This window comes from Anaerobutyricum soehngenii (assembly GCF_009697165.1).
GTDB lineage: Bacteria > Bacillota > Clostridia > Lachnospirales > Lachnospiraceae > Anaerobutyricum > Anaerobutyricum soehngenii.
Genome location: NZ_VULP01000039.1, coordinates 19,928 through 27,302 on the forward strand (window position 1 = coordinate 19,928; position 7,375 = coordinate 27,302).

At 35.6% G+C, this 7,375-nt stretch carries 6 protein-coding genes; 3 read left to right on the forward strand and 3 right to left on the reverse strand.

The features are described from left to right. Positions 1-15: 15 nt before the first annotated feature. Both FYJ25_RS13375 and FYJ25_RS13380 read right to left on the reverse strand, forming a co-directional pair. On the reverse strand, positions 16-588 hold the full coding sequence (locus FYJ25_RS13375; RefSeq protein WP_154581509.1) for a manganese efflux pump MntP: 573 nt from the start codon (positions 586-588) through the stop codon (positions 16-18). Positions 589-986: 398 nt separating this feature from the next. Continuing rightward, positions 987-1,256, reverse strand: coding sequence for a hypothetical protein (locus FYJ25_RS13380; protein WP_021906988.1), 270 nt, complete (start codon positions 1,254-1,256; stop codon positions 987-989). A 319-nt stretch (positions 1,257-1,575) separates the two neighbouring features. Here FYJ25_RS13380 and serC point away from each other — a divergent pair, with 319 nt between their 5' ends. Next, a complete protein-coding gene (serC, locus tag FYJ25_RS13385; protein ID WP_021906989.1) occupies positions 1,576-2,658 on the forward strand; it encodes a 3-phosphoserine/phosphohydroxythreonine transaminase in 1,083 nt (360 codons plus the stop codon). 526 nt (positions 2,659-3,184) lie between these two features. Here serC and yyaC read toward each other — a convergent pair. Then, complete coding sequence (gene yyaC, locus FYJ25_RS13390; RefSeq protein ID WP_147608234.1) at positions 3,185-3,733, reverse strand: spore protease YyaC; 549 nt, start codon at positions 3,731-3,733, stop codon at positions 3,185-3,187. 356 nt (positions 3,734-4,089) lie between these two features. Here yyaC and FYJ25_RS13395 point away from each other — a divergent pair, with 356 nt between their 5' ends. Together FYJ25_RS13395 and FYJ25_RS13400 are read left to right on the forward strand one after the other, a co-directional pair. Further along, positions 4,090-5,298, forward strand: a complete 1,209-nt coding sequence (locus FYJ25_RS13395; protein WP_096238948.1) for a LysM peptidoglycan-binding domain-containing protein — start codon at positions 4,090-4,092, stop codon at positions 5,296-5,298. A gap of 117 nt (positions 5,299-5,415) precedes the next feature. Then, positions 5,416-6,603, forward strand: a complete 1,188-nt coding sequence (locus FYJ25_RS13400) for a DUF5711 family protein (RefSeq protein ID WP_096238949.1) — start codon at positions 5,416-5,418, stop codon at positions 6,601-6,603. Positions 6,604-7,375: the final 772 nt, after the last annotated feature.

Genomic DNA, 7,375 nt, shown 5'->3' on the forward strand with positions numbered 1-7,375 from the left:
AATATGAATATTTAATTAGCTGATAAATATTTCAATTCCGATGGCGATCAAGATAATTCCACCGAGAATTTGCGCTTTGTTGGATAATTTTGTTCCAAATTTTTTTCCGATAATTAATCCACCAATGCAGATAAAAAAGGTAACGATAGCAATGATCAGGGAAGCAGCAAGAGCCATGATCCAGTTATATTCTGCGATAGTAAAACCAACAGACAACGCATCAATAGAAGTGGCAATTCCCTGAACAAACAGTGCCCCAGGGCTGACGGCGGACACTTCTTCTTTACAGTCGTTTTTTATACCTTCGATCAGCATTTTTCCGCCGATAAAAAGAAGAAGAATCAATGCAATCCATGGAATAAACTTTTCAAATACCTGAAAATATTCCGCGATCGTGTGTACGCAGAACCAGCCAATCAGTGGCATAAGTGCCTGAAATCCACCAAATACTCCGGCAATTGTGCATACACGCCCTTTGTTCATATGTGGCTCATTCAGACCGTTTGCCATGGAAACAGAAAAAGCATCCATTGCCAGACCAATCCCAAGAAAAATGTTCGTAGTAAAAAATAGTAAGCTCCAAGTCATTAGAAATCCCTCCTGTTTGTAATATGTACTCCACAAAAAATTCTGAGAGTACATTAATCATAATAACGCAAAAAAATGAGCATAGCGATAAGCTATGCTCAGGTAATTATCATAAAAATATAAAAAGACCCCTGTATAGCTTATCACAGTTATACATGAGTCTCGCAATTTAAAACAAGCCAGGTGGATTACACCAGTATGTTGACTTGTTACGTTCCAACGTATAAAAGAACGCTCGCTACTCCCTCACGGAATAATATCTGAGTGGAAGTATAGCATATGGGGGAGAAATTATCAATAACTTTTTCTCAATAAGGATAACAATATTTAGGAAATTATATTTGCTAGTATTTGTAAATCGAAATCATACTATAGGTTATGCATATAGAGAAAAAGCGTTAATAATCTTCTTCAATAACCTGAAAATCAAGGTAGTCAAAATCAATGTGTTCAATAAAGTTATCCTGATAAAAACGAGTCCTTGCATGGCTGATAAACTCCCGTTTATTTTTATCAAGCCACATTGGTTTTTCAAGGTCAAACTCATAACAGGCACGTTCTAAACAATCATATACTTTGGCAGTGCGGGACATGGACATATCATGGTTCTCCATAACTGTGTCTTTAAGCATATGATTTTTTTCAAAAAGTTTGCACCAGATTCTCATAAAAGCTCCTTTCTGGATATATAACATAGTAGAAATCAGTATTTCTGCCAGTGTAACGAATTTGAAAGCATTTGTCAATTTCTAAGCGGAACTGCAGCTAAAGCGAGAGAAGGTTGAATTAAGGGGGGAATATTCAAAAAATTCGTGAAAGTTGTTAATTTTGAAGGGTTACAAAGTGAAAATTGCAAAAAAATGCCGATATTAAAAAAACACTGTTAACAATTCGTCAAAGTGTGTTATAATTCGTAAGTATAACGCAGTAACGCGATAAACATTTATTTTAATTTTTAATAAATAGTACAAGGAGGATATGTTAAAAATGGGAAGAGTATATAATTTCTCAGCAGGTCCGGCCGTATTGCCGGAAGAGGTATTAAGAGAAGCAGCAGATGAAATGTTGGATTATAAAGGCTGTGGAATGTCTGTTATGGAGATGAGTCATCGTTCTAAAGTCTTCGATGATATTATCAAAGAAGCAGAGCAGGATTTAAGAGACCTCATGAACATTCCAGATAACTACAAAGTTTTATTCTTACAGGGCGGAGCTTCACAGCAGTTTTCAGCAATTCCTATGAATCTTATGAAGAACGGTGTTGCAGATTATATTGTTACAGGACAGTGGGCAAAAAAAGCATATCAGGAAGCAAGCCGTTATGGAAAAGCAGTAAAAATTGCATCTTCTGAAGATAAAACTTTCTCCTATATTCCAGACTGCTCCGATCTTCCAATTGATGAAGACGCAGATTACGTTTATATTTGTGAGAATAATACTATTTATGGAACAAAGTATAAAAAGTTACCAAACACAAAAGGTAAAACATTAGTTGCTGACGTATCCTCCTGTTTCTTATCCGAACCACACGATGTAGAAAAATATGGTGTAATCTACGGTGGAGTACAAAAGAATGTAGGTCCAGCCGGTGTTGTAATCGTAATTATCCGCGAAGACTTAATCCGCGATGACGTAATGGAAGGAACACCTACCATGCTCAAATACAAAACACAGGCAGACAAAGATTCTCTTTACAACACACCACCATGCTATGGTATCTATATTTGTGGTAAAGTATTCAAATGGCTGAAAAAACAGGGTGGACTTCAGGCAATGAAAGAATACAACGAAAAGAAAGCCAAAATCCTTTATGATTTCTTAGACGAGAGCGAAATGTTCAAAGGAACAGTAGTAAAAGAAGACCGTTCCCTCATGAATGTACCTTTCGTAACAGGTGATAAAGAATTAGATGCTAAATTTGTAGCAGAAGCAGAGGCAAACGGTTTTGTAAACCTCAAGGGACACAGAACAGTTGGCGGTATGCGTGCATCTATCTATAATGCAATGCCAATCGAAGGCGTAGAAAAATTAGTAGAATTCATGAAGAAGTTCGAAGCGGAAAATAAATAATAATTTAATTGGTTAAACAGACGTCGCTGAAGAGGAAGATATTGAGCTGAATTGTAGTCAGTCTTCTAAAGAAAAAAGAATTGTTATAAGTTAGATTTTGTTCCGTTGCGCTGAACATTCCATTCTGCCCAGAAAAACAGGAACTTGGGAAAAACGAGTCCCAAGTTCCTATGGTCAGAATTCCATAGCGCAAAGTCACAAAATGCAATACTTATAACAATTCTTTTTTTCTTTACTATAGTTTTTTTACAATTCAGCATAAAATTTTGTCTCAGCGGCTGACTGTTTTAATAACAAATTAGTCATTTATTTTGGAAAGAGAAGGGGATTGTCCAGAAGAGTATGATGAATCCCCATTCTTATCAACTGTGGATTTAGGATAACCAGAAAAAAGAACTACCACCCTATCCCAGATGCGGCTTGGGAGCGTGTTTAAGATGCGGATGAGCATTTTAAACACTGCGATTACAGAGCAGATGGGATAGGGTGGTAGTCCTTTTTTTGTCTATACAAAATCTACAACTTACTATGTTATTGTCATTAATATTCCGTTGCAAATATAGGTTGCTAGGCAATCTACAAGGTAGAGGCTGGTATAGGGAAGCAAGATTTCGCTTGAAGAAAATTCGTTAATGATCCCTGTGATAGAAATATTTCCGACAGGAGAAAGTGAGCGTGAAACCCCTTTTCCAGGGAAAAGAGGTTGGCAGGATAGAGAAACAAGGCCGATGTGGTTCCGGGAGCCTACAGCGGCATCAATGGCAAGTGTGCAGGCATTAGGGTGCGCTGTAGAGATTTCAGGGAGCTGCCTGGTCAGATTGCCGGCATGGAGAGGTTTTTCTAAAGTTCCATATAAAGGATGCGGGAAATTCTGCTGCATTAGTTTCGAACCAACAAGCGGACCAAGACAATCGCCGGTTATTTTATCTGTGCCGATGCAGAGAAGAACAAGGTCTTCATATTTTTTATTTAAATAAGCAATGTGTTTATTAAGTGCATTAGAAAAAAGTGCAGTAGAAGCGTTGTCAGGAGAAAAATACTGGCAGCGTTTTTCTTTTTTTATGTTGAACTTCATGTTAAAATCCTCTCTTTGTTATTTATGTACTCTCGGAGTCTTTCTTAGCACAAAAAGATTCCGAGAATACATATTTTTCTTATTTTATGATGTTAATGCTGTAAAATATCTGTAGCGCTAAAAGTTTCTTTCTATATTTAGAAGTAGACAAAGAGAAAGAACTTTAAACAACATTTTGCTGTGCTAAAGATGTGCTTCAAGTCCTACGTGTATTTGAATTGCAACTAAATAGAACATTTACTTGAAAAATGAAAGAAAAATGCGAAAGCATATGACAAAAACTGCCATAGACCAAAATAGGAAAATGCTATGATTGAGCCATCTTAAAAATGTAAAACAGGGAAGGTGGGAAATTCATGGCAGAGGAAAAGCGGAGCAATCAAAAGAAAACAGGAGAATTAACAAGAAGTCTGCCGAGAAATTACAGACAGATTGGAGAGCCGGGTGCAAAAAAAATATATATAGAAGATTATGTGTATACATATTTAAATAAATTGGCGCAGCCGGAAAATCTTTATGCAAGAGGCGCAGTTTTATTTGGAAAAATGTACAAGACATCAATTGGAAAATGTATCTTTATAAGTGGGGCGGCAGCTTGTCAGAATTTTGAATTGGATTTGGAAGAAACGATTTTTTCAGAAGAGAGCTGGGGAGAAATTTATCGTATTAGAGATTCTTTCTTCCCTGAAATGGAAATCTGCGGATGGTTTTTATCAAGAATGGGGTTTTCGGTAGATTTAAATGATAAAATTATTCGGATTCATATGGATAACTTTAGCGGAGAAAATAAGGTGCTGTATATGATTGATGCCCTTGAAAATGAAGATGCATTTTATCAGTTTGAAAACTATTCTTTAAAAAAACAAAGAGGATACTATATTTATTATGAGACAAATCAAGAAATGAAAAATTATATGCTTGCAGAAGGAGAGATGGGACATATACCGGAACAAAAGGAAAGGGGACGATATTCTGAAACAATAAAAAGGGATACAGCGGTCGTGAGAAATTATAAAAAAGCATTGAAAAAAAAGAAAAATCTGCGGCCCAAATCCGTATTTAGGAGCCCTGTTTATATAGGTTGTGGGTTTGCTGCTGCCTTAGTTTTTGTTTATGGTATTCATACTCTGGCACAGTTTCAAGGAGATGATAAGACGCAGACAGTTTTTGATCAGCAAAAGATAACGGATATGAAGGCGGATTCAGAAGAAGGAAAGACAGAATCAAATACACAAGCTGGTAGTAACGAAGATACGGCAGCAGTAAAAGAGGAAAAAACATTGCAAAGTTCCTCCGGGCAATCTTCAGAAGATACCGGTACGAGTAGTGATACGAATGCAAACAATGAAGAAAGGCAGACAGAAAGTTCCGAAGAAACGCAGGAAACATGGAATTCTATCGGGGGATATTATACAGTAAAACGCGGGGATACGTTAGCAGCAATTTCAAAGGAAATGTATCATTCCTATAATTATATAGAAAAAATTGCGGAAGCGAATGGGATAGAAAATGTTGATGAAATATACCCGGGTCAGATTTTGGAACTCCCTCAGATTGAAGATTAAAAAGGGGTATGTTATAATATCAAATATGCGATGACTCCCATATCTATAGGTGATGAGCAACAAATTACTAAAGAAAATTTTTGAATATGCAGATTATTTTTATAGAAAGAGAGAGCAATGGAGAAACAGGTATATAATTTTGAAGCGTTGACAAAAATACGAAAAAAAAGAGAAAAAAACCGCAGGATAAAAATGATTATGGCAGCGGTATGCATTGTGGCTGTTCTGATTGTTTTATATATTTTATCATCAAGTCGATGTGAATATTATGTATATAAAGACAAGACAGATACAGAAGATAATGTAGATGTATCCTATGAAACATTTGCAGATGGGTATTTAAAGTATAGTAGTAATGGAATTGAGTTTCAGAAAAAATTTGGACGTTCTGAGTGGAATGTAGCATTGTCTTATGTTCATCCTTTTTTTACAAAGTCAGATTCATATGCTGTACTTGGTGATAAAGGTGAAAATAGTCTTATTCTATTTAATAAAAATGGAAAAGTAAAAGAACTTACATTAAAATATCCTCTTATTCAGGCAACAGTATCTGATCAGGGAATCATAGAAGTGATTTTGGAGGGTACAAATAGTAATTATATACAGGTCTATGCAAAGAATGGAGAGTTGATAGCAGATATGCGTTCTTCTGTAGAGGAGACAGGCTATCCTGTAACAGCGGCTATTTCTCCAGATGGTACACAGCTTGCGGTAAGTTATTATTCTATTTCAGGAATGAATTCAAAAACATCTATTGTGTTTTATGATTTTAGCCGCCAGCTGCAATCAGATGATGTAACGTTAAAAGGTGGATTTGATTATGAAAGTGCGCTTATTCCTAAATTAAGTTTTGTAGATAAAAATACAGTAGCGGCATTTGGAAATTCTGCTACATATTTTTATAATATAGAAGATACACCAAAGGTAAAAAAAGAAATACAGTTTGCACAGGAAATCGAAAGTGTATTTGAAAATGATAAATATATTGGATATGTATTAGAGAATTCGGAAAACCCGGAAAAAGGAAAGTACAGTCTTCAGATTTATGATAAGAACGGTGCTAAAAAGCTAGAATGTAAGTTGAACATGAATTATGATTCTATTCAGATGTGGGGAAAGGAAATCATAGCAGTCCGCGAGAATGAATGTACTATATTAAATATAAAGGGAAATATTTTATTCCAGGGAGAATTAGAAGGAAATGGTATAGAATTAATTATGCCGGCAAAAGGCTGGAGGACATACCATGTGATTTTTAGGGATAAAATAGTAAAAATGAAGCTGAAGTTCTGGAAGAATAGTTAAAACGAAATGATGTATGTAGAGGGGGCTGTCGCGCTATTGTTCCAACTTTAGATTATTGAAAACAGAGAGACTCCATATATAAATCCACATTCGTTGAAGTACTTCGTCGGATTGTGTCCAGGTCAGTAAGATAAGAGGTTGTCTTCTTCCCTTGGATACAATCTCTCCTCGTTCTTCAAATAGTGCAGATTTATATATGGAGTCTCTCTGTGTTTTATTTTTATTTTATCTCGGAACAATAGCCCGACAGTCCCTGCGACAGCCCCTTTTATGTCAAATGTGAGATAGAAGAGAAGAAAGATTCCGAGAGTACATAAATGAAAGTTCTAAAAGAAAAAATAAAAAAGTGAAAAAACACTTGACGTAACACAAACTCTATGATAAGATAGCATACGTTGCACATGAGAACACATTGATTTGAAAGAAATCGGAAAGAAAATCTTCAGATAAATGAAAAAAGTTCTTGACAAGATAAAACATGTGTGATAAGATATAAAAGTTGCACGACATAAAAGAACAACTTCTTCTGAAAGAGATAGAAGAAGAAAGCAAGATGGCTTCAAAAAAGAAGTTGAAAAACTTGAAAAAAGTTCTTGACAAACAAAAGTCGATGTGATAAAATATAAAAGCTTTCGCATGAAAGCGAAACCTTGATAACTGAATAACAAAACAACCTTGAACGTTAATTCAAATTTCATTCGGGTTTTCCTGAGAGTGATGTCTGCAGGAAAGTCCATGGAACAGAACGAAAGTTCAAAACCTAAATAAACAG